Below are 22,192 nucleotides of genomic sequence, written 5' to 3' on the forward strand. Positions count from 1 at the left end.
TGCATTCCCACGCAGAGCGTGGGAACGATCATGTGCAGGTATCTCAGACCGGTTGTAACTGCTGCTCAAACACCCCCACCCCATCCAGATCCCGCAACACCACACTCATCTCCCCCGTCTGCCCATCAATATTCACCTCACCAAAAAACTGAAACCCGGCAAACGGTGAGGTGTTCTGTGCCGGTGGTGCTTTCTCGAACACCACTTCCGGACCAAAGGTCTTATCCAGCGAGTCAGGCCCGAAGCTCCCCGCATTCAAAGGCCCGGCGACAAACTCCCAGAACGGTTCGAAATCCTGAAACGCCGCACGGTCCGGGTGGTAATGGTGCGCGGCGCAGTAATGCACATCCGCCGTAAGCCAGACAAAATTGCGCACCTGTTGCTCCCGCAGAAAACCCAACAATTCGGCGATTTCCAGTTCACGTCCCTGGGCCGGTCCCGGATCGCCATTGGCCACGGCTTCCCAACGCATCACACCGGGACTGACTTCACCATCCGATACGCCGAGGCCGATCGGCATATCAGCAGCGATGACTTTCCACTGGGCCTTGGAGGCCTTCAACTCACGTTTGAGCCAGTCCAGTTGTTCACGGCCAAGGAACGGTTTAGCGGCACCCAGGTTGTCGTCGTTGGCCCCGCGATAGCTGCGCATATCGAGCACGAACACATCGAGCAATGGACCGTAACCGAGCTTGCGATAAATCCGCCCGCCGCCATCGGCGCTCTGCAATCGCATCGGTGCGTATTCGAGCCAGGCCTGACGCGCGCGGCCGACCAGGCTGTGGATATCTTTGCTCTTGTAGCGATCATCCAACGGCTTGCCCGGCGACCAGTTGTTCACCACTTCATGGTCGTCCCATTGCCAGATCTGCGGAACCTCGGCGTTGAAGCGGCGGATGTTTTCGTCCATCAGGTTGTAGCGGTAATTGCCGCGATAATCGTCGAGGGTTTCGGCCACTTTGCTCTTGGCTTCAGTGGTGATGTTGCGCCACACGCGGCCGCTCTCTGTGGTGAGCTGCGCAGGTACGGGGCCGTCAGCGTAGATGGTGTCGCCGCTGTTGATAAAAAAATCTGGCAGGCGCAATCGCATGGCTTCGTAGATGCGCATGCCGCCGATGTCCGGGTTGATGCCGAAGCCCTGGCCGGCGGTGTCGCCGCTCCAGACGAAACGGATGTCGCGACGGGTTTGCGGCACGCTGCGCAGATGGCCGAACCAGGGCTCGCTGGCGACGCCGCTCTGGGCGTCTTCGAAGTGCACGCGGTAGAAAATCGCCTGGTCGGCGGGCAGGCCAGTGAGTTCGACGCGGGCAGTGAAATCGGTATTGGAATCGGTCAATGGCGAGACAAAACGACGAGGGTTGCTGAACAGGCTGCGGGTGTCCCACTCCACAACCATTCGCGCAGGGCGATCGCACCGGCTCCAGATCATCGCCCGGTCGCCCAGCACGTCGCCGGACTGCACGCCATCGGTGAGTTGCGGACGATCCTTGACCGAAGCAATCACCGCCGGCGCCAGGCCTGGCAACAACAGCCCGGCGCCGACGGCTTGTATGACACGACGGCGGCCGAGGTCGAATTCGCTCATGGTGTTCTCCCTGAAAAGGAAAAACTAAAACATGGCCGTGTGAAACGGCTGTGACACGCCCCTTGTAGGAGCCGAGCTTGCTCGCGATGGCGGTTTACCATTCACCGAAATGGTGGTTGATACACCGCCATCGCGAGCAAGCTCGGCTCCTACAGAGGTTTGGTGTCAGGCGCTGACGGGTTCTATGGCCAACTCAACGACTTCCGGCCGCTTGAGCACCGCATACGCCACCGCCGTCAGCAGACTCCCGGCCACAATCGCCAGCAGATACAACAGCGCATGGTTGATCGCATTCGGGATCGCCAGCACGAACAACCCGCCGTGCGGCGCCATCAGTTTGCAGCCGAAATACATCGACAACGCACCGGTCAGCGCACCACCGGCAATGCTCGCCGGGATTACCCGCAGCGGGTCTTTCGCGGCAAACGGAATCGCGCCTTCGGAGATAAAGCACAGCCCCAATACCAATGCCGCTTTACCGGCCTCGCGTTCGGTCTGAGCAAACTTGCGCCGCGCGATAAACGTAGCGATGCCCAAACCAATCGGCGGCACCATGCCGGCCGCCATGGTCGCGGCCATCGGTGCATAACTTTGCGACGCCAGCAGCCCTACCGAGAACGCATACGCGGCTTTGTTGATCGGCCCGCCAAGGTCGACGCACATCATCCCGCCCAGCAATACACCGAGCAGAATCGCGTTGGTGGTGCCCATGCTGTCGAGGAAATGCGTGAGGGCTTCGAGCATCCCGGCCACCGGTTTGCCGACCACATAGATCATCACCAGACCGGTGAACAAACTCGCCAGCAACGGGATGATCAGAATCGGTTTCAGCGCCTCAAGACTTTGCGGCAAGCGCGCATAACGGTTGATCGCCTGCGCCGCGTAACCGGCGATGAAGCCGGCAATGATCCCGCCGATAAAACCGGCGCCCAGGGTGCTTGCCAGCAGACCACCAATCATCCCCGGCGCCAGGCCCGGACGGTCGGCGATCGAGTAGGCGATGTAACCCGCCAGCAGCGGCACCATCAGCTTGAACGCGGTCTCGCCGCCGATCTGCATCAGCGCCGCCGCGAGGGTGCCTTCCTCCTTGAATGCGGTGATACCAAAGACGAACGACAAGGCGATCATCAGACCGCCCGCCACCACCATCGGCAGCATGAACGACACGCCGGTCAGCAGGTGTTTGTAGACGCCACTTTTCTCTTGCTTGGCCGGGCCTTTGGCGCCGGTCGATGCGGTTTCCTGCGTGCCTTCGGCCAACGCTTTATTCAGCGTCGCCTCGGCTTGTTTGAGGGCGATGCCGGTGCCGCAACGGTAAATCTTCTTGCCGGCAAAACGATCGGTGGCGACTTCGATATCGCAGGCCAGCAGCACTACGTCCGCATCGGCAATGGCTGCTGCACTCAACGGGTTGCGCGCACCCACCGAGCCCTGGGTTTCCACTTGCAGGTCGTAGCCCAGACGTTTGGCCGCTTGCTGCAGGGCTTCAGCGGCCATGAAGGTGTGAGCGACGCCGGTCGGGCACGCGGTAATCGCGACCAGACGCGGCGCGTTTTTTACGAGGGCGGCAGGCTCGGCCGCGGCGTCGGGGGCGACGTAAATCTGAGCCTCTTCAGCACCGCGACGCAGCACCGCTTCAACATCTTGCAGGGCTTGCGCCGGGGTACTCTGGAACACCCGCTTGCCGACGAATCGCGACATATCCACTGGCGCGCTGGTCACCAGCAACACCCATTCGGCCGCCTCGATCGTGGCCGCCGATAGTTGACGTTCCGGGTGCGCCGCATCGTTGACTTCGACACTGGTGCTCCAGCCCTGACGCTGGGCCGCCGCATCAAGCAAACGGGCGCACAGCACACTGGTGACCATGCCGTTCGGGCAGGCCGTAACAATGGCTAACTTCATGACAAACCCTCTTATTGTTCTGTCAGGGGGCGCACGCGCACACCCTGTTCGAGCCGCGCCAACTGCGTGGCGTCGCCAATACCGAAACCGATCTGGGTGACCGCCATCGCGGCAATCGCCGTGGCGGTGCGCAAGGTCTGTTCAGGCGTGTCGGCGCTGAGCAGACCGTGGAGCATGCCGGCCAGTAACGAATCACCTGCGCCCACGGTGCTGACGACACTGACCTGGGGCGGCGTGGCATGCATCGCCGAGCCGACACTGAACCAGTTCACACCATCGGCGCCGTCGGAGATCACCACGTGCTCGATGCCTTGAGCGTGCAAGCGGCTCGCAGCTTGCGCTTGCGCAGCCACCGAAACCACTTCACAACCCAGCGCGTCGGCCAGCTCTTCGGTATTCGGCTTGATCAGCCACGGGCCAGCCTTGAGCGCCGCCCGCAAGGCTTCACCGCTGGTGTCCAGCGCCACGTTCAAACCGAGATTGTTCAAACGCACAATCAACGCCTGCAACCATTGCGGGCTGATGCCTTGGGGCAGGCTGCCGGCAACGACGACTGCGTCATGACCGGGTGCAATCTGATCAAGTCGATCAAGCAATGCCTGCTGCGCGGCTTCACTCACCAAGGGTCCGGGACCGTTGATGTCGGTGATGCGTCCATCGCTTTCCGCCAGTTTGATGTTGCTGCGCGTCTCACCCGGAACACGGATGAATGCGTCGACAAAACCGCGTTTGGCGAACAGGGTTTCGAACGCTTGAAGGTTGTCTTCCCCGAGGAAACCGCTGACCGTGAGCTGATGCCCGAGGTCCGCCAGCACTTGTGCCACGTTCACGCCTTTACCGGCGGCATGGGTGTGCATCTCGTCGCTACGGTTGACTTGGCCGGGGACAAGTAGCGGCAACTGGACGGTGAGGTCCAGCGCCGGGTTGAGAGTCAGTGTCAGGATCTTGGCCATTACAGGGCCTCCACTAATGCGCGCACTTCATTTGCGCTGCCCACGGCCAGGGCCTGTTGGGCAAGGATTTGGGTCTGGGCCAGGCTGAGTTCGCGAACCCGCGCCTTGACCTCGGCAATGCTGCGACCTGAGACACTGAGCTCATCCACACCCAGACCGACCAGCACCGGCACCGCCAGCGGATCGGCCGCCAACTCGCCGCACACGCCGACCCACTTGCCGTTGGCATGCGCCGCGCGCACGGTGATGTCGATCAGTTGCAGCACCGCCGGGTGCAAGCCGTCAGCCTGGGCCGACAAGGTCGGATGACCACGGTCGATGGCCAGGGTGTATTGGGTCAGGTCATTGGTGCCGACACTGAAGAAGTCGACCTCTTTGGCCAGCACCGGCGCCAGCAATGCAGCCGACGGCACTTCAATCATGATCCCCAGTTGCAGGTCGGCAACCGGAATTTCCAGACGCAGACGTTCGGTCATGTCCCGCGCCTGGCGCCATTCGTCGACGCTGCCGACCATGGGAAACATGATCCGCAATGGACGGTTGTCCGCCGCACGCAGCAACGCGCGCAATTGCGCTTCCATGATGTGCGGACGTTGCAGGGTCAGGCGAATACCGCGCACGCCGAGGAACGGGTTTTCTTCTTTGGCGATCGGCCAATACGGCAGCGGCTTGTCGCCACCGACATCGAGCGTACGTACCACCAGCGGCCGACCGGCCAGGCCATCGAGGACGCGACGGTATTCGACTTCCTGGGTCGCCTCGTCCGGCGCTTGCGAGTGGGCCATGAAAATCAGTTCGGTGCGCAGCAGGCCAATGCCTTCGGCGCCCTGCTCCACCGCGCTGGTCACGCCAGCGCTTTCGCCGATGTTGGCGAACACTTCGACCGCATGACCGTCGGTGGTCAGCGCCGGTTGATGGCGCTGTTCGGCGGCCGCTTTCAGACGTTGCTCGCGGGTGTCGCGTTCTTCGGTGGCGCGCTGCAAGGTCGCCGCGTCGGCGTCCACGTGCAGGCGGCCGCGCTGACCATCAATCAGCAACGGCGTGCCCGGCGCCAGCAGCAACACGGCCGGACCGGCGCCGACCAGCGCCGGAATCCCGAGGGCTCGGGCGACAATCGCACTGTGCGCGGTAGCACCGCCACGGGCGGTGAGGATGCCGGCGACGCGCGCCGGATCAAGGCGGGCGACATCGGATGGACCGACTTCATCCATCACCAGAATGTACGGTTGCTCAGGCTCGCTCGGCGTTTCGACGCCACTCATTTGCGCCAGCACTCGACGGCCGATATCACGCAAGTCGGCGGCGCGCTCGGCGAGCAAGGCGTCCTGCAGCGATTCCTGTTGTTTGGCTGCTGCTTCAATCACCGCCATCCACGCCGCTTCGGCGCTTTCGCCCTGCTTGAGACGGGTGTCGACTTCATCGGTCAATTCCGGATCGTCGAGCATTTCCTGGTGGGTGATGAAAATCTCGCGAATGGCCTTGGACTTGCTGCGTTCGATCAAACCTTCGATGTCGCGACGCACGTCCGCCAACGCCTGCTGGAGACGCTCGCGTTCGATGGCGGCAGACTCACCGCGCAGCGGGTATTCAATGGTTTGCAGCACTTGAATGTGCGCCGGGCCGATGGCGATGCCCGGTGCGGCGGCGATGGCCTGAACCAGGCTGCCGGAGGCTGGCGCGAGGATTACCTCGGCCACATCGGCGATCACTTCGCGCTGTTGGCTCACGGCTGGCAGCGGCTCGACTTCTTCACCGAGGCCTTCTTCGATGGCGGCCAGCAAGGCTGGCAAGGCATCGGCGGCGATGCTCGGTTCGGCGACAAATTCCAGCACCTGACCGCGACGGGCGCCGAGGCTGAGCAGTTTGCTCAAGCTCTTCACCGACACCGCGCTGTCCTGGCCATCGACGATGCGTACGCGGATTTCACCTTCAAAACTTTTCGCCAGTTGCGCGAGGATCTTCGCCGGACGCGCGTGCAAGCCGTGGGCATTCGCCAGGGCGATGCGAGCGCTGGGCCAATCGGCCGGCAGCTCACCGCCCAGGACTTCGAGGACTTTACGGCTGCTGGTGGCGCGGCCCAATTCGTGGCCGCGACCCTCGATCAGCAACGCACAAAGGCGTTCGAGCAAGGCCTGATGGGCTTCACCAAGGCTGGCCAGGCAGAACAGACCGCTGAGCGGCTGGCCGAGGTAGCGCATGGGTTTGTCCGGCGTGACGAACGCCAGGCCCGGCCGCTTGACCGTTTGCTCGCTGTGCAACCACCACAGACCATCGCCCAGCGGCAGCGCGTCGACTTGTTGCAACACGGCCGAGAAACCGTTGCTCACGCAGTCGGCCTGACGCAGCAAACGCGCACCGCGCCAGACCAGCTCTTCGAAGTCATCGGCGGACACACCGAGGCCGATCATCTGTGCATCCAGCGCCAGTTCTTGCGGTGCGCCTTGCAGCAGCTTCAACAAAGCTTCGGCGGAACTGGCGCGGCGCAGGGCCTGACCCAGGTCGGTTTCGCCGAGGGCGCGGGTCAGCAGTTGCAACAGGCGCAGGTGTTCGTCGGATTTGGCCGCAATACCAATCGCCAGATAGACCATCTGACCGTCGCCCCAGTCCACGCCTTCAGGGAACTGCATCAGCCGCACGCCGGTGGAAAACACCAGATCGCGGGTTTCCGGCGTACCGTGGGGGATGGCAATACCTTGACCGAGAAAGGTCGAGCCCTGGGCTTCACGCGCCTGCAACCCGGCGAGATAACCCTCGGCGACCAGGCCATCGGTGACCAGATGCTGGGCCAGCAAATGCAACGCTGCGGACTTATCCACAGCCGACTGGCCCATGGATATCTGCTCTATGGTGAGCTCGAGCATGCTTTCTCCTTTTTGGCGTCTTGTGACGCCAGGTATTGTTTTGAATGATTCAGCTTAGGCTCTTAGGCACACCTTTTCAGGGGCAGTTTTGGCGGTTTCGCGGCAGAACCGACAAAGGAGCCTGTAACGTAGAAAATACGCTTGCTGAAACGTTTAATCTAGAATGATTGGCACGTTACTCGATAATGTCTCATCCTTGAAGTCCAATTGTCGGATGCGTCGCGACGATGGTCGTCTGCCTTAATCGGGTAGGATTGGCGAAAATGTCGAGGCAAGCTCGAAAAAACAAGGAAAACCCGGGTTGAAACTCAGTGATATCGCCCAGTTGGCCGGTGTGTCCGTTACCACCGCCAGCTACGTCATCAATGGCAAGGCAGAACAACAACGTATCAGCAGTGCCACCGTCGAGCGCGTGCGCGCGGTCGTCGAACAACATGGCTTTACGCCCAATCCCCAGGCTGCCGGGCTGCGCAGTCGGCATACCCGCACCCTGGGTTTCATTCTGCCGGACCTGGAAAACCCCAGTTACGCGCGAATCGCCAAACTGCTGGAACAAGGCGCCCGTGCTCGCGGCTATCAGCTGCTGATCGCCAGTTCCGACGATGCGCCGGACAGCGAACGGCAATTGCTCAAACTGTTCCGGGCCCGGCGTTGCGATGCGTTGATCGTTGCCAGTTGCCTGCCGGCCGGCGATGACAGCTATCGCCAATTGCAGGCCAAGGGCATTCCGATCATCGCGATCGACCGGGTTATGGAGCCTGAGCATTTCTGTTCGGTGATCAGCGATGACCGCGAGGCCAGCCTGCAACTGACCCGCAGTCTACTGGAGCCGCTGCCCAAACAGATTGCACTGATCGGCGCACGCCCCGAACTGAGCATCAGCCAGGAGCGGGCGGGCGGTTTCAAAGATGCATTGGACGGGTTCAAAGGCGAAGTGCTGATCGAACACGGCGAGTCGTTCAGCCGTGAGTGCGGCAAACAGTTGATGGAAGAACTGCTACAGCGTCTGGGCCATTTGCCGGATGCGCTGGTCACCACGTCCTACGTGCTGCTTCAGGGCGTATTCGATGCCTTGCACGACTTCCCGCTCAAAACCCGCCCGCTGCGACTCGGCACGTTCGGCGACACGCAGCTGCTGGATTTCCTGCCGCTGCCGGTCAACGCCATGGCCCAGCAGCATCAGCTTATCGCCGACAAAGCGCTGGAACTGGCCCTGGCCGCCATCGAGCAATCGGATTACCAACCCGGCGTGCAGGCCATCGCGCGGACCTTCAAGCAGCGTATTCGCCAGGACTGAACCGTGGAGCTGATCGACAGCCACACTCATCTGGATTTTCCGGACTTCGACGAGGATCGCACGGCGTTGTTGGCCGAGAGCCGCGCCCTCGGGGTACGGCGGATGGTGGTGCTGGGGGTTTATCAGGGCAATTGGCAGCGCGTCTGGGATCTGGTGCATAGCGATCCCGACCTGTATGCGGCGCTCGGTTTGCATCCGGTGTATCTGGATGATCATCGCCCTGAAGATTTACACGAACTGGGTGATTGGCTGACCCGGTTGGCGGGTCATCGGCAGTTGTGCGCGGTGGGCGAGATCGGTCTGGATTACTTTATCGAAACCCTGGACCGTGAACGCCAACAGGCGTTGTTCGACGCGCAACTGCAACTGGCAGCGGACTTCAATCTTCCCGCGCTGATTCATGTGCGACGCAGCCACGCGGCGGTGATTGCCACGCTTAAACGGTTTCGCTTGAAACGCGCGGGGATCATTCATGCCTTCGCCGGCAGCAAAGAAGAAGCCCGCGAATACATCAAGCTCGGTTTCAAACTGGGCCTGGGCGGTGCCGCGACCTGGCCTCAGGCCCTGCGCATGCACCGTGTGCTTGCCGAATTACCGCTTGAATCGGTGGTACTGGAAACCGATTCGCCGGACATGGCGCCCGCCATGTTCCCCGGCCAACGCAACAGCCCGGCGCATCTGCCGGCGATCTGCTCGGCACTGGCGGGGATCATGGCGATCAGCCCCGAGCAATTGGCCGCCGCCAGCACGGCCAATGCTTGTGAGCTGTTTAACTGGTGATCTGCCCGCCCTTCAAACTGTAGGAGCCGAGCTTGCTCGCGATGGCGGTCTAACATTCGACATCTTTGTCGGATGACAGGCCGTCATCGCGAGCAAGCTCGGCTCCTACAGTTGATCGGGGGGGGTCAGACCCGGAACGCGCTGATCAGCTGCTTCAATTCCACCACCTGAGCCGACAACGCGCGACTGGCATCCTCGGTCTGGTGTGCACCTTCGGCGGTACGCTCACCGGCGCGGTTGATTTCGACAATATTCTGGTCGATGTCGTGAGCCACAGCGGTCTGCTGCTCTACCGCGGCGGCGATTTGCTGGTTCTGATCGACGATCATGCCGACGGCACCCAGGATGTTTTCCAACGCTTGCTGAACCTTTTCTGACTGCCCCACCGTGCCGCTGGCCATCTGATGACTGGTCCCCATCGCCTTCACCGCAGCGCCGACACCGCTGTGCAGCTTGGCGATCATCTGCTCGATTTCCTCGGTCGATTGCTGGGTGCGCTTGGCCAGTGTCCGGACCTCGTCCGCCACCACCGCAAAACCACGCCCCTGTTCACCGGCCCGAGCAGCTTCGATGGCCGCGTTGAGCGCCAAGAGGTTGGTCTGTTCGGCAATGCTCTTGATCACTTCCAGCACGCGGCTGATGGACTGGCTGTCGCTGGCCAGTTGATTGATCACCAGCACCGACTGATCGATCTCACTGGCCAGTGCAGCGATGCTGCCCTGCTGGGATTCCACCAGCCCGCGACCGCTGATGGTCTCGTCGTTGACGCTATGGGCGCTGCTGACCGCTGCCGCGGCACTGCGCGCCACCTCAAGTGAGGTAGCCGACATCTGGTTCATGGCCGTGGCAACCTGCTCGATCTGCGTGCGCTGCCCCGCCACCGCTTGGTTGCTCTGGGCGGAAACGTTCTCCACCTGCCCGGCTTGGCGCTCGACCTCACTGACGGTCTGGCCGACCCGCTCGATCAGGTCATGGATTTTCTTCACGGTGCCGTTGAACACCTCGCCCAACTCGCCCAGTTCATCGCGGCTGTTGGCGCTGAAGGTCACCGTCATGTCCCCGGCCGCGACTTTGTCCATCACCGCGCCAAGACGCTTGAGGGTGGTGCGGGTCGAGGCGTAGAAGCCGCCATAGAGGTAAAAAATCAACACAAACACCACCGACAGCGCCACGGCCTGCAAGACCATGTGGGTGCGGTTCTGCTCCAGTCGCTGTTGCAGCTGGGTGCCGAGAAACTTCAGGGTGGCTTCATTGAGTTGGTAGGTCTGGTCCATCAGGCCCGTGACCTGATCGTAAAAGCTCTGCCACGGCGCATCCAGCGTGTCGGCCATCACTACCTGCTCTTCGAACAGTTCGCTGGCCTTTTTCAACGACGCCTTGCTGCTATCGGCCTGAGCCGCCAGGGTTTCCCGTGCCGCTTTGCTGGAGCCCAGCGCGTCCTGCAACTTCAGGGCATATTCGGCCTGCAGTTTTTCGATCTGCGCCAGCAACTCATCAAAACGGGTACTCGATGCCGAGTTGAGAAAGCCCTGTCCCAGCGAAAAAGAACCCATCGCCCGACCTTCGCCCAGAAGCTGGGTCACGGGCGGGGTGACATTGGTAATGAGTTCGCTCAGCTGGCGCATGTCGCTCTGGGTGTCGCGGCTGAGGCCAGCCTGACTGGCGATGATCTGGCTGAAAATTTGCGCGTTGCCGAGTAACTTGCCGATCATCGCGCTTTTGCTTTGCAGGGAGTTTTCCGCTTGCTGGGCCTTGAATGCGGCGATCATTTCATCGCGCTTGCCATCGAAAACCATGATTTGCTCGGGGTCAGCGGTCATCGCCGTCAGCCCTTGCAAACGGGTCAGCACACTTTGCCCCAGGGTACTGATCTGCGACTCGACATTGCCGGCCTTGCCGGACTGACCGAGGGTGACATTGATCTGCACCAGGTTGTTCAGGGTTTCCAGATCGCGCCGTAACGTCAGGCTGCTACCCAGCAGGTCAAGGCTCTGCAGCTCGACCCGGGTGCCCTGGAATTCTCGATAAGAATCGCGCACCAGATAGAAGTTGGTCACCAGCATCGGCACAAGGAACAGCACGCTGATCAGGCTGAACTTCATGCCGAAGCTCAGGCGGTTCATCAGCGCGACGGCGGGATAGAGCAAGCTCTTCACTGGAAGTCTCCCTTCGATTTCTTATTTTTATTGGCAGGCGCGGGTCGAGAGCAGATAGCCACTATTCGGCGCTGTCTCTGTATAGCTTAAATCGGCGGGAGGTTTTGTAACTTAAGGTTAACGGCGGGGGGATGCGGACTGGTAGCAGCTGCCGAAGGCTGCGTTCGGCTGCGCAGCAGTCGTAAATCCTGATTACGCAGTGAGCCTGACAAACCACGGTGACTGAGTTGTCGACTGCTGCGCAGCCGGACGCAGGCTGCGCCAGCTGCTACAGGGTTCAGTGTGCTTACGGAAGGACGGTCCACAACGCAAAACCGGCGTACCAGAGCACCGCCGCGCGCAGCAGCAGTTCCCAGATCCGGTCGAGGCTGTTAATGCCGTCAGGCCCGACCACCGGCGCCGGGATTTCACCGGCCACCAGTCCGACCTTCTCGATCAATTGGGCGGCACTGATGTTCCAGTTCAGCAGTTCGTGCAGCATCACTCGGCTGACCGCGACAAAGTTGCCGACCAACGCAAAACTTGCCGCCAGCAAACGCACCGGCACCCAGTCGAACGCGTGACGCAGTTGTGCGGCGCGCTCGACCACAGCCAGGTTCTGCCCGTGTTCTTCGGCCAGGGCCAGCAGTCGATAGCTCAGGGCTGCGACCGGCCCCAGCAGGAAGTACCAGAAAATCACCGCGAAAAAGCTCTGGTAAGCCTCCCACAGCAGATGCCCTTCGACCCGTTCCAGCAGTTGTTCGCCGCTATCGGCGCAGATACCCAGGTCGCGGTTCGCCACATGAGCGGCCGCTTGCAGGTCTTCCCGGCGCCAGGCATCGCGAAACGGCCCGAGACCGGCCAGCAGATCACCGCGACCGAGACTGTAAATCACCACCAGCAGGTGCACCGGCAACGCCAGCAGACCGTAAGCCACCGGGTCCAGTACCAACAGCAGCAAACCCAGCAGTGCTACTGGCAGCAACACCAGTATGACCAAGATCAGCCACGGACTTTTCGCCAGACGCGGATTGACCTCAAGCTTGTTCAGCTCGCGAACCCATCCACCATCGCGCTGAATCCGATGACGCAGGGCCGAGAACTTCTCGATCCAGACCGCCAACAGCAACACCAGAAAACTCATTGTTACTCCTTATTTTCCAGAGCAGCTTTTGCCAGAGCCGCGCGATAGCGTGCCCAGTCAAACGCCGGTCCCGGATCAGTCTTGCGCCCGGGTGCGATGTCGCAATGCCCGCAGATGCGTTGTGCGGTGATACCCGTGAAGGCGCTTTGCAGCTGCCGGGTCAGGGTCGTTAACGCTTGATACTGAGCATCGCTGAACGGCAGATCATCCGTGCCTTCAAGTTCGATGCCCACGGAAAAATCGTTACAGGTTTCCCGCCCTTCGAAACTCGAGACGCCGGCATGCCAGGCACGCTCAAGACAAGAGACAAACTGAGTGACGGTGCCGTCACGTTCGATCAGAAAGTGCGCAGATACACGCAGGTCGGCAATCCCTTCAAAGTAGGGATGTTCCGTGACATCCAGACGATTCTGGAAAAATTCCTGCACCTTGCCGGTAGCGAATTGCGCAGGCGGCAGGCTGATGTTGTGGATCACCAGCAGGGAAATTTCGCCCTCGGGGCGCGCATTGAAGTTGGGTGAGGGGCAAATATCTACGCCCTGACACCAACCGCTCGCGGGGTCCAACTGCATACAGGTTCCTTCAACGACGACTGTGTTGGCGCCCAGTATGCCGTGATAGACCCTCGGGGCGCGATCACTTGCCGCGATTGAGGCGCCGCAGGTTGCCGATCACCGATTCCAGCGCCCGGTCGAACAGCAAGGTGTCGTCCAGCGCGCGCACCGCGCCACGACGAAATTCCAGCGCCAGACCGGTGCGGCTGCGCTCCAGCACTTTCATCCCGGTGCGATTGACGAAAATGTAATTGCCGGTGGCTTCAATGATCGCCGCCAGCTTGCAGCGAAGGGTGTTTTCCTCGTCTTCCTGAAACTCGACCCAGCACCCCAACCGCAGTTGATCGACCTGAAGCAGACCGGCATCGTCCTCCGGTAAACGCACTGACGCCGTTTCGACCGGCCCTTCGTCGGCGGTTCGCAGGACGATTCCCTGCAGCACTTCGACCATTACCGGTGTATCGACAGACTGCTCAGGCTTTTGCCCTGGACGTTCGAACAGCTGAACGTGCAAGGCTTCCAGCTCACTGAAAAATTCGCTGGTGGCGAACGGATCAAAGGCCGAACTGCTCAGCCCGTCGCGCAACGACTTGAGCAATCCAGGCACCAGCGCCAACAAGCGCAGGCTCGCATCGGATTCATCATGACGCTGCACACTCCAGATCAATTGCCCCATGGACTGCACATCGGCGTGCCACTCGGACGACTGATCGCCGTGCTTGAGACAGGTCAGCAGCAGCACCTGGCTCCACGCTTCCTGGACAAACATCACCACCCGCTGCGGCAATACTTTGCCCAACAAGGCCTGATTCAGCACCTGCTCGACGCGCTGGCGGGCCAGTTCAGTCCTGGCGCGGCCTTCTTCGGCGTCACGGGTACGTTGCTCCAGCAGCTCACTGCGACGGCGTTCGTCGCTGGTGAAGGCGAGAAAATCCGCGAGCAATTCGGAAAAGACCGCCGGATCATCGACAAAATCGTTCAGCAACCGTTGCACCACTTGCTCAATGCGCAGATACAGGCTGTCACGCTCATGGTCATCGCACTCGCCCCAGCCCATGGCAGCGGTGGCGATTTCATTGAGCAGGCGCCGGGCAGGGTGACTGCTGCGGCTGAAGAAGCTCTTGTCGAGCACCGCCACTTTCAGCATCGGGATCTGCAAACGGCCGATCAATGCCTTTAGCGAATCCGGCAGGTTGCGGTCATCGAGGATACATTCGAAGAGCATGGCGATCAGGTTGATCACGTCTTCGTCAGCCACCCCGACCACGCGTGACTTGCCACTTTTGACGCTGACCCGGGTCAGCAGTTGTTCGAGCTGGTTTCGCAGATCGAAGTCGTCCTGGGCTGCCGGCGCCGGTACGTATTGCTGCAAGTGCGAGAGCAGGCGCATTAGGTCACGGGTGGAAATCGGCTGTGTCTGGGCACTGGCTTCAAGGGTTGGCGCGACACTGCCACGCACGTGAAACAGCAACTCCTGCAACGCCGCGAAGACTTCCTGCACGCTGTCGTCGATCTGAGGATTGCCAGTTCGCACGCCTGTCTCGGCGAGGTCAGCACGAACACTCGCAGCCGCCCGATCGGTGGCACGCCGCGCCGGGGCGGGCTTGAGGTCCGGCAGCACGCCGGTGGCGATCAGCAGTTGATTGGCTTCGGTGTAAAGCTGATCAGCATTGCTGAGCACATAGCGTTCGAACAACTTGAGGATAATCAGCTTGACCTTGATTTCCATGCCCAGGTTGCGCCCGGCCTGCAAGAAATACTCGCAGAGCAGCGTTGGCCCCAAGGGGTTGTGCTGTTCGACCAGCGTCTTGCCCAGCAGTGTGCTGAGCCGAGCGGTGAGCTGGTCCAGGGCAAAACCGTCGCGGTTCAGCACTTTGCCGACCATGGCCTCCACCGCCACGTTGCGTTCCATGTCGTCATTGGGCATCGACGCCGAGGCATCGAAAGCCAATGCCCGGGGCAAGGCAGCTTGGGAAATGTCGTACTGCGCAAGGCTGACAAAGGCCTCGAAGAATTGTTCGAGAAAGCCGCGTTCGATGTTTTTGCGCTTGAGGCGCAAGTCGCGCATGGCTTCGAAGAAGAGATTCTGTTCGACGTCATTGCGGGCCCGGTCGGCCATTTCGAACAGCGTGTCATCGGCGTTATCGAACAGTTCCTGCAAACCATGCCTGAGCTGTTGAGCGGCCTTGTCGCGAACCTGAAGCAGAATCACAGGCAGGCGGGCGAGCGGCGAGTGAGTCGCCTGGTCGGTAGCAACCTTGTGCAAAGGCACTACATTCCCGTCGTTGTGCATTCAGGCCTCCTGAAAAGGTGAGTCTTCGAAGTCGTCAATCCAAATCCACGTCAAAGCCATGACGTCAAAAGCAAGGCGGATTATCTTGCAAAAGATGTCCCCTGTACCAGCAGACTCTGCGGTTCCCATTGAAATAGACGCTTATGGCAGACGCCAACTTAGAGCCGATTGCTCAGGCGAAACGACCAAATGTAGGTTTCAGAGCGATGGGAACGCGTCGATGCCTTGGGTTGCCCAGCGCCCTGGCCCTATAATTGGGCCACTTTGTTTGTGGAGTCCGTTATGCCGAATCTACGTCTCGCCGATTTGACCGCCGAAATCGAAGCCAACGTGCGCCGTGCGTTGCTCGAAGACATCGGCAGCGGCGACATCACCGCACAGCTGATCCCGGCCGAACGCCTGGCCAAAGCCACGATCATCACCCGCGACGCTGCCGTCATCTGCGGCACAGCCTGGGTTGACGCAGTGTTTCGGCAGCTGGATCCACGTGTTGCGGTGCACTGGGAGGTGCGCGATGGCGAGCAGGTGAAACCCAATCAGGTGCTGTTCCACCTCGAAGGCCCGGCGCGCTCGCTACTGACGGGCGAACGCAGTGCACTGAACTTCCTGCAGTTGCTTTCTGGCGTGGCCACGCGCGCGCAGTACCTGGCGGCTTACGTTGCCGAGACTCAGGTGAAGTTGCTCGACACCCGTAAAACCTTGCCGGGACTGCGTCTGGCGCAGAAGTACGCCGTGACCTGCGGCGGTTGCCACAACCACCGCATCGGCCTGTACGACGCCTTCCTGATCAAGGAAAACCATATTGCCGCCTGCGGTGGCATCCCGGAGGCGATCAAAGCCGCACACAAGATTGCCCCGGGCAAACCGGTGGAGATCGAAGTGGAAAGCCTGGACGAGCTGAAGGAAGCTCTGGCGGCCGGTGCCGACATCATCATGCTCGATGAGTTGAGTCTGGATGACATGCGCGAAGCCGTGCGCCTGAACGGCGGCAAGGCGAAACTGGAGGCCAGCGGCGGCATCAACGAAAGCACGCTGCTACCGATCGCCGAAACCGGGGTGGATTACATCTCGATTGGTGCGATGACCAAGGATGTGAAGGCTGTCGATCTGTCGATGCGTCTAAGCCTTTGATATCGCCGCATGAATGAAAAACGCCAGCCTCGTGAGGCTGGCGTTTTTGTCAGACCACCAGATTATTCATCTCGCAGTACTCTTCCCACTCGACGCCCAACACCTCGGCAGCCTCCTTGTGCAGAACAAGGCGCGCAGCCTCGAACTCTTCAGGGGTTGAGGTGTACTTGAGCGTCAGCTCCCACGGCTGCAAGCCCTGAGACTCTGCCTCGTCCTCGAATGCCCACTGGATCTGGTCTTTCTGATCGTCGGCGGGCAAGTCCTTGATCTCTTCGGCAAGCTGGGGCGATTCCAGCAAGTACTTCTTCAGCGCTTCTGCGTGTCTGGCTTCTTGGGTCAACTCTTTAACAGTCATGTCGTTCTCTCTGATCTGGGGAATGGAAGATGGATCTGGATCATCAAGGATCTCTCTGACGCAAAAAAACCGCTTGAAGCCCGGTTTGTCTGGCCTTCAGAACCATTCGGGGATCATTTGAAAACTGCAATGTGGAGCTCATGCAAGGTCCGAATATAGGACCTTTGGCTGACGATTTATACGGATCTTTACATCAAATCTACAAAAAACCGGATGCCATCACCGGCCGTGCCATTTTTGCGGCCCCTCAGGAACATGTTTCGAAAACTGAAGTCATAGCGATGTGCCATATAGGCACTTCACAAGGAACTCAGGTGATGCGCAATTTCCCAAAGCTTTCGTCTACCCTGTTTGCAACCGGCATGGCCGCCCTGCTGCTCGGCAACCTGGTACTGCCCAATACCGCTCAAGCCAGTTTGGAATACAGTTCCGACAGCTCCAATTCCGGCGATAAATTCCTCACCCTCCACAACTCGTACGGTAAAGAGGTGATGGCCAGGAGCAGCATCAGTGTCGAAGACGTAGAGAAATTAACGAACACCGTTAAAACCAACACGACTGAAATCGACACCCTGAAGAAAACCATCAGCGAACAAGCGCGCCTCATCGAAGAACTCAAACGCAACAACGGTACAAGCTCCAGCTCGAGCTCCAGTGAAATATCCAACCTCAAGCGCACCGTCAGCGATCAGGACAACGATCTGAAAAAGCTCGCCAGTCAGGTAGAAGACCTCAAGCGCAGCGCTGGATCGAGTTCCAACTCAAGCTCCAGCGACCTGTCCAACCTGAAGCGAGAAGTCAGCGATCAAGACAATCAACTGGATCAGCTCAAACGCGCGGTCGAAGACCTGAGCCGGAAGGTGAAATAACAAGTCTTTGCCCGAGACAGGAGTCGAACCTGCGACCTTCGCGTTACGAGTGCGCTGCTCTACCAACTGAGCTACACGGGCGGTGAGCTAAACCTAGCACAGCTTTGGCGAGTCGCAACCGCAAGCCCGTCTCGGTTTATGGCAGGCAAAAAAATGCCCCGCAGCTTTCACTGCGGGGCATTTTTATAACGTTGAAGCAGTCAGGCGTAGGGAGTGATTAAACGCCCGAAGCCTTGGCTGCTGCTACGTCTTTGATGGACAGCTTGATACGGCCGCGGTTGTCCACGTCCAGTACCAGTACTTCCACTTCCTGGCCTTCTTTGAGGATGTCGGTCACTTTCTCTACACGAGCGTCGCTCAGCATCGAGATGTGAACCAGACCGTCCTTGCCAGGCAGGATGTTGACGAATGCGCCGAAGTCGACGATGCGCTCAACCTTACCGACGTAGATCTTGCCGATTTCAGCTTCAGCGGTGATGCCCAGAACGCGCTGACGTGCCGCTTCAGCCGCTTCCTTGGTTTCGCCGAAGATCTTGATCGAGCCGTCGTCTTCGATGTCGATCGAAGCCTTGGTCTCTTCACAGATCGCACGAATGGTCGCGCCGCCTTTACCGATGACATCACGGATTTTGTCGGTGTCGATTTTCATCGCGATCATGGTCGGAGCGTTTTCCGACAGCTCGGTACGGGACTGAGCAATGATCTGGTTCATCTGACCGAGGATGTTCTGGCGCGCTTCCAGGGCTTGGCCCAGAGCGATTTCCATGATTTCTTCGGTGATGCCTTTGATCTTGATGTCCATCTGCAGCGCGGTCACACCTTTGGCGGTACCGGCTACTTTGAAGTCCATGTCGCCCAAGTGGTCTTCGTCACCCAGGATGTCGGTCAGGACGGCGAATTTCTCGCCTTCTTTAACCAGACCCATGGCGATACCGGCAACCGGTGCCTTCATCGGAACGCCGGCGTCCATCAGCGCCAGGGAAGCGCCGCAGACCGAAGCCATGGAGCTCGAACCGTTGGACTCGGTGATTTCCGACACAACACGAATGGTGTACGGGAACACGTCGGCAGCAGGCAGCATGGCCTGAATCGAACGACGGGCCAGACGGCCGTGACCGATTTCGCGACGACCAGCGCCACCCATGCGACCACACTCACCTACCGAGAACGGAGGGAAGTTGTAGTGCAGCATGAACGGGTCTTTTTTCTCGCCTTCCAGGGTGTCCAGCAGTTGTGCGTCACGGGCGGTGCCCAGAGTTGCAACAACCAGAGCCTGGGTTTCGCCACGGGTGAACAGTGCCGAACCGTGGGTCTTAGGCAGAACACCGACTTCGATGTTCAACGGACGTACAGTCTTGGTGTCGCGACCGTCGATACGTGGCTTGCCGTTTACGATGTTTTCGCGAACGGTGCGGTATTCGATTTCGCCGAAAGCTGCTTTGACTTCGCTGGAAGAAGGCTGGCCTTCTTCACCGGACAGTTTGGCAACAACCTGGTCCTTCAGCTCACCCAGGCGAGCGTAACGGTCGGCCTTGATGGTGATGGTGTAAGCCTGGGAGATCGCGTCGCCGAACTCGGCACGGATAGCGCCCAGCAGAGCGGTAGCTTCTGGTTGTGGAGCCCAGGCCCAGGTTGGCTTGGCAGCTTCGGCAGCCAGTTCTTTAACGGCGTTGATCACAACCTGGAATTCGTCTTGAGCAAACAGTACCGCGCCCAGCATCTGGTCTTCGGTCAGCTCTTTGGCTTCCGATTCAACCATCAGAACGGCATCCGAAGTACCGGCAACGACCATGTCCAGGCTCGAAGCTTTCAGTTGTTCGTAAGTCGGGTTCAGCAGGTAACCGGTGCTTTCGTGGAACGCAACGCGGGCAGCGCCGATCGGGCCATCGAAAGGAATGCCGGAGATGGCCAGCGCAGCCGAGGTACCGATCATCGCAGCGATGTCCGGATCGGTCTTCTTGCTGGTGGAAACGACGGTGCAGACAACCTGCACTTCGTTCATGAAGCCTTCTGGGAACAGCGGACGGATCGGACGGTCGATCAGTCGGGAAGTCAGGGTTTCTTTCTCGGAAGGACGGCCTTCACGCTTGAAGAAACCGCCAGGGATCTTACCGGCAGCGTAAGTTTTTTCCTGGTAGTGAACAGACAGAGGGAAGAAGCCCTTGCCTGGATCGGCTTGCTTGGCGCCGACCACAGTCACCAATACGCTGACGTCGTCGTCAACGGTGACCAATACTGCGCCGGAGGCCTGACGGGCGATACGGCCAGTCTCGAGGGTAACGGTCGACTGACCGAACTGGAATTTTTTGATTACCGGGTTCACGGTGTCCTACCTTCTTTTGTGGCTCTTGGGGAACTTGTCTTCTTGCGAAATTCTTGGGCAACGCCGGGAATCGGCCCGACTGTCATTGTCCAGGTAAAGCAGGTATCCAGATAAAACTTGAGGCTGGGAGCCTGCCATGCGCCAGCGGGAAACCCACTGACGTACGACAGACAACCAACCTCTAGCGCAATCGCTTATTAGCGACGCAGACCCAGGCGACCGATCAGAGTCTGGTAACGACCCAGATCCTTGCCTTTCAGGTAGTCCAGCAGCTTACGACGCTGGTTTACCATGCGGATCAGACCACGACGGGAGTGGTGATCTTTACCGTTGGCCTTGAAGTGACCTTGCAGCTTGTTGATGTTGTGGGTCAGCAGTGCAACTTGCACTTCTGGCGAACCAGTGTCACCAACAGCTTGCTGGTAGTCAGCTACGATTTGAGCTTTTTCTTGAACGTCGAGAGCCATGAGGCAATCCTTTTATCAGGAAACTGTTTCAGAAAAACAGTTTCAACAGGCCAGGGACAAATCCCTGTATCTAAAAATGAGTAGTGACCGTGCCTGTTAACAGCCACCCTCGTCCGGTCATTCTGACCGAATCAGTCGACGTGGCGCGATGCGCCCGTCTTCGCTCACTTCACCGATACCGATGAAGCGACCATTGTGATCCTGTACCCGTACCATGCCGAACTTCGGTGCATCCGGGGCTCGTACCGGTTGGCCGTTAAGCCAGTAGAACGAGCTGTGCTCCGAGAACTGCAACAGTGGCCAATCCAGCAAGCCGCTGTCCGATGGCATCAGGAAGCGGTCGACCGCTTCGTTGCCGCCTTCGGCATGTACCGCTTCCAACTCTTCAAGCGTGACCGTCTGGGCCAGCGTGAAAGGCCCGGCCTGGGTACGTCGCAGTTCAGCAACGTAAGCGCCACAACCGAGTTGCTCACCGATATCCTCCACCAGAGTACGGATATAGGTACCTTTGGTGCAATCCACTGCAAGCCGCGCAGTATCACCTTCAAAGGCCAGTAATTCCAAGCGCGTAATAGTAACAGAACGCGGTTCGCGCTCCACTACTTCACCTGCCCGGGCCAGCTTGTACAACGGCTGGCCATCACGTTTGAGCGCCGAGTACATGGGCGGTATCTGACTGATTTGCCCACGAAATTTCGGCAGTACCGCTTCGACATCGGCGCGACCAACGGTCACCGGGCGCTCCAGCAACACATCCCCCTCGGCATCGGCCGTGGTGGTGGTCTTGCCCAGTTGCGCCAGGGTTTCGTAACCCTTGTCGGAATCGAGCAGGTATTGCGAAAACTTGGTGGCCTCACCGAAGCACAACGGCAACACGCCGGTGGCCAGCGGATCGAGACTGCCGGTGTGCCCGGCCTTCTCGGCGTTCAGCAACCAGCGAACCTTCTGCAACGCCGCATTGGAGGTGAACCCCAGTGGCTTGTCGAGCAGGATGATGCCGCTGACATTACGACGGATACGTTTGACCTGAGCCACCGATTACTCCTTGGTGTCTTCGGCTTCTGCCGCAACCGGATGCTGATTGTCTTCAGCTACTGCACGTTCGATCAATGCCGACAGATGAGCACCACGCACGACGCTTTCGTCATAGTGGAAGTGCAACTGCGGAACGCTGCGCAACTTCATTTCGCGAGCCAACTGCATGCGCAGGAAACCGGCGGCGGAGTTGAGCACCTTGATGCTTTGCGCGATGTCTTCAGCGTTGTCCTGACCCATCACGGTGATGAAGATCTTGGCGTGACCGACGTCACGGCTGACTTCAACAGCGGTAATGGTGACCAGGCCGACGCGCGGGTCTTTGACTTCACGACGGATCAGCTGTGCCAGCTCACGCTGCATCTGATCGCCGATACGTTGGGTACGGCTGTATTCTTTTGCCATGTCTTGTTACCTGTTACTGCCCCACGGTGAAACCCGAAGGGTCTGAAAGCGGCAAACGCCCGGCCTGACAAAAGCCAGACCGGGCGTTGCGTTTAGAGTC

The 22,192-nt window shown here is 59.7% G+C and carries 17 protein-coding genes and 1 tRNA gene; 4 read left to right on the forward strand and 14 right to left on the reverse strand.

The features are described 5' to 3' along the window. Positions 1–43: 43 nt before the first annotated feature. From CKW16_RS17635 to ptsP, 4 genes are all read right to left on the reverse strand, one after another. On the reverse strand, positions 44–1,585 hold the full coding sequence (locus CKW16_RS17635; RefSeq protein ID WP_095129485.1) for an alkaline phosphatase: 1,542 nt from the start codon (positions 1,583–1,585) through the stop codon (positions 44–46). A gap of 165 nt (positions 1,586–1,750) precedes the next feature. After that, positions 1,751–3,490 carry a PTS fructose-like transporter subunit IIB gene (locus CKW16_RS17640; RefSeq protein WP_095129486.1) on the reverse strand — a complete coding sequence of 580 codons (1,740 nt, stop codon included), beginning with the start codon at positions 3,488–3,490 and terminating at the stop codon, positions 1,751–1,753. A gap of 11 nt (positions 3,491–3,501) precedes the next feature. Then, positions 3,502–4,443, reverse strand: a complete 942-nt coding sequence (gene pfkB / locus CKW16_RS17645) for a 1-phosphofructokinase (protein WP_095129487.1) — start codon at positions 4,441–4,443, stop codon at positions 3,502–3,504. Then, positions 4,443–7,304: a phosphoenolpyruvate--protein phosphotransferase gene (ptsP, locus tag CKW16_RS17650; protein ID WP_095129488.1), complete on the reverse strand. Its 2,862-nt coding sequence runs from the start codon at positions 7,302–7,304 to the stop codon at positions 4,443–4,445. The genes pfkB and ptsP overlap by 1 nt, the downstream gene beginning before the upstream one ends. A gap of 301 nt (positions 7,305–7,605) precedes the next feature. Here ptsP and cra point away from each other — a divergent pair, with 301 nt between their 5' ends. Both cra and CKW16_RS17660 read left to right on the forward strand, forming a co-directional pair. Further along, entirely contained in the window at positions 7,606–8,601 is a 996-nt protein-coding gene (cra, locus tag CKW16_RS17655; protein WP_095129489.1) for a catabolite repressor/activator, read from the forward strand. A 3-nt stretch (positions 8,602–8,604) separates the two neighbouring features. After that, complete coding sequence (locus tag CKW16_RS17660; RefSeq protein ID WP_095129490.1) at positions 8,605–9,381, forward strand: TatD family hydrolase; 777 nt, start codon at positions 8,605–8,607, stop codon at positions 9,379–9,381. A 125-nt stretch (positions 9,382–9,506) separates the two neighbouring features. Here CKW16_RS17660 and CKW16_RS17665 read toward each other — a convergent pair whose 3' ends face one another. The 4 genes from CKW16_RS17665 to CKW16_RS17680 all read right to left on the reverse strand — a co-directional run bounded on the left by CKW16_RS17665 (position 9,507) and on the right by CKW16_RS17680 (position 15,507). After that, positions 9,507–11,537, reverse strand: coding sequence for a methyl-accepting chemotaxis protein (locus tag CKW16_RS17665; protein WP_095129491.1), 2,031 nt, complete (start codon positions 11,535–11,537; stop codon positions 9,507–9,509). Positions 11,538–11,823: 286 nt separating this feature from the next. After that, entirely contained in the window at positions 11,824–12,660 is an 837-nt protein-coding gene (ampE, locus tag CKW16_RS17670; protein WP_095129492.1) for a regulatory signaling modulator protein AmpE, read from the reverse strand. A gap of 2 nt (positions 12,661–12,662) precedes the next feature. Next, a complete protein-coding gene (gene ampD / locus CKW16_RS17675) occupies positions 12,663–13,232 on the reverse strand; it encodes a 1,6-anhydro-N-acetylmuramyl-L-alanine amidase AmpD (protein ID WP_095129493.1) in 570 nt (189 codons plus the stop codon). A 64-nt stretch (positions 13,233–13,296) separates the two neighbouring features. Beyond that, positions 13,297–15,507, reverse strand: a complete 2,211-nt coding sequence (locus CKW16_RS17680; protein ID WP_095129494.1) for a DUF1631 domain-containing protein — start codon at positions 15,505–15,507, stop codon at positions 13,297–13,299. A 282-nt stretch (positions 15,508–15,789) separates the two neighbouring features. Between CKW16_RS17680 and nadC the strand changes: the two genes are divergently transcribed. Then, on the forward strand, positions 15,790–16,638 hold the full coding sequence (gene nadC / locus CKW16_RS17685; RefSeq protein WP_095129495.1) for a carboxylating nicotinate-nucleotide diphosphorylase: 849 nt from the start codon (positions 15,790–15,792) through the stop codon (positions 16,636–16,638). Between the two features lie 49 nt (positions 16,639–16,687). On the opposite strand, the gene CKW16_RS17690 is transcribed toward nadC, so the two are convergent. After that, on the reverse strand, positions 16,688–16,993 hold the full coding sequence (locus CKW16_RS17690; protein WP_046046051.1) for a DUF6388 family protein: 306 nt from the start codon (positions 16,991–16,993) through the stop codon (positions 16,688–16,690). Positions 16,994–17,310: 317 nt separating this feature from the next. Between CKW16_RS17690 and CKW16_RS17695 the strand changes: the two genes are divergently transcribed. After that, positions 17,311–17,862: a hypothetical protein gene (locus CKW16_RS17695; RefSeq protein ID WP_095129496.1), complete on the forward strand. Its 552-nt coding sequence runs from the start codon at positions 17,311–17,313 to the stop codon at positions 17,860–17,862. Positions 17,863–17,870: 8 nt separating this feature from the next. Here the strand turns inward: CKW16_RS17695 and CKW16_RS17700 are convergent. The 5 genes from CKW16_RS17700 to rbfA all read right to left on the reverse strand — a co-directional run bounded on the left by CKW16_RS17700 (position 17,871) and on the right by rbfA (position 22,092). Beyond that, a tRNA-Thr gene (locus CKW16_RS17700) sits at positions 17,871–17,943 on the reverse strand. A gap of 136 nt (positions 17,944–18,079) precedes the next feature. Continuing rightward, positions 18,080–20,185 carry a polyribonucleotide nucleotidyltransferase gene (pnp, locus tag CKW16_RS17705; RefSeq protein ID WP_095129497.1) on the reverse strand — a complete coding sequence of 702 codons (2,106 nt, stop codon included), beginning with the start codon at positions 20,183–20,185 and terminating at the stop codon, positions 18,080–18,082. A 197-nt stretch (positions 20,186–20,382) separates the two neighbouring features. After that, entirely contained in the window at positions 20,383–20,652 is a 270-nt protein-coding gene (gene rpsO, locus CKW16_RS17710) for a 30S ribosomal protein S15 (RefSeq protein ID WP_003177875.1), read from the reverse strand. Between the two features lie 117 nt (positions 20,653–20,769). Beyond that, positions 20,770–21,687: a tRNA pseudouridine(55) synthase TruB gene (truB, locus tag CKW16_RS17715; RefSeq protein WP_008149014.1), complete on the reverse strand. Its 918-nt coding sequence runs from the start codon at positions 21,685–21,687 to the stop codon at positions 20,770–20,772. A gap of 3 nt (positions 21,688–21,690) precedes the next feature. Beyond that, entirely contained in the window at positions 21,691–22,092 is a 402-nt protein-coding gene (gene rbfA / locus CKW16_RS17720) for a 30S ribosome-binding factor RbfA (protein ID WP_008149016.1), read from the reverse strand. Positions 22,093–22,192 lie beyond the last annotated feature (100 nt).

The sequence above is a fragment of the Pseudomonas sp. Irchel s3h14 genome (assembly GCF_900187425.1).
Lineage (GTDB): Bacteria > Pseudomonadota > Gammaproteobacteria > Pseudomonadales > Pseudomonadaceae > Aquipseudomonas.

Excerpts from the sequence above, each read along its gene's own strand:
- CKW16_RS17635 (WP_095129485.1), bottom strand. The coding sequence starts at position 1,585 with ATGAGCGAATTCGACCTCGGCCGCCGTCGTGTCATACAAGCCGTCGGC.
- CKW16_RS17640 (WP_095129486.1), bottom strand. The coding sequence starts at position 3,490 with ATGAAGTTAGCCATTGTTACGGCCTGCCCGAACGGCATGGTCACCAGT.
- pfkB (WP_095129487.1), bottom strand. The coding sequence starts at position 4,443 with ATGGCCAAGATCCTGACACTGACTCTCAACCCGGCGCTGGACCTCACC.
- ptsP (WP_095129488.1), bottom strand. The coding sequence starts at position 7,304 with ATGCTCGAGCTCACCATAGAGCAGATATCCATGGGCCAGTCGGCTGTG.
- ampE (WP_095129492.1), bottom strand. The coding sequence starts at position 12,660 with ATGAGTTTTCTGGTGTTGCTGTTGGCGGTCTGGATCGAGAAGTTCTCG.
- ampD (WP_095129493.1), bottom strand. The coding sequence starts at position 13,232 with ATGCAGTTGGACCCCGCGAGCGGTTGGTGTCAGGGCGTAGATATTTGC.
- CKW16_RS17680 (WP_095129494.1), bottom strand. The coding sequence starts at position 15,507 with ATGCACAACGACGGGAATGTAGTGCCTTTGCACAAGGTTGCTACCGAC.
- nadC (WP_095129495.1), top strand. The coding sequence starts at position 15,790 with ATGCCGAATCTACGTCTCGCCGATTTGACCGCCGAAATCGAAGCCAAC.
- CKW16_RS17690 (WP_046046051.1), bottom strand. The coding sequence starts at position 16,993 with ATGACTGTTAAAGAGTTGACCCAAGAAGCCAGACACGCAGAAGCGCTG.
- CKW16_RS17695 (WP_095129496.1), top strand. The coding sequence starts at position 17,311 with ATGCGCAATTTCCCAAAGCTTTCGTCTACCCTGTTTGCAACCGGCATG.
- rpsO (WP_003177875.1), bottom strand. The coding sequence starts at position 20,652 with ATGGCTCTCGACGTTCAAGAAAAAGCTCAAATCGTAGCTGACTACCAG.
- rbfA (WP_008149016.1), bottom strand. The coding sequence starts at position 22,092 with ATGGCAAAAGAATACAGCCGTACCCAACGTATCGGCGATCAGATGCAG.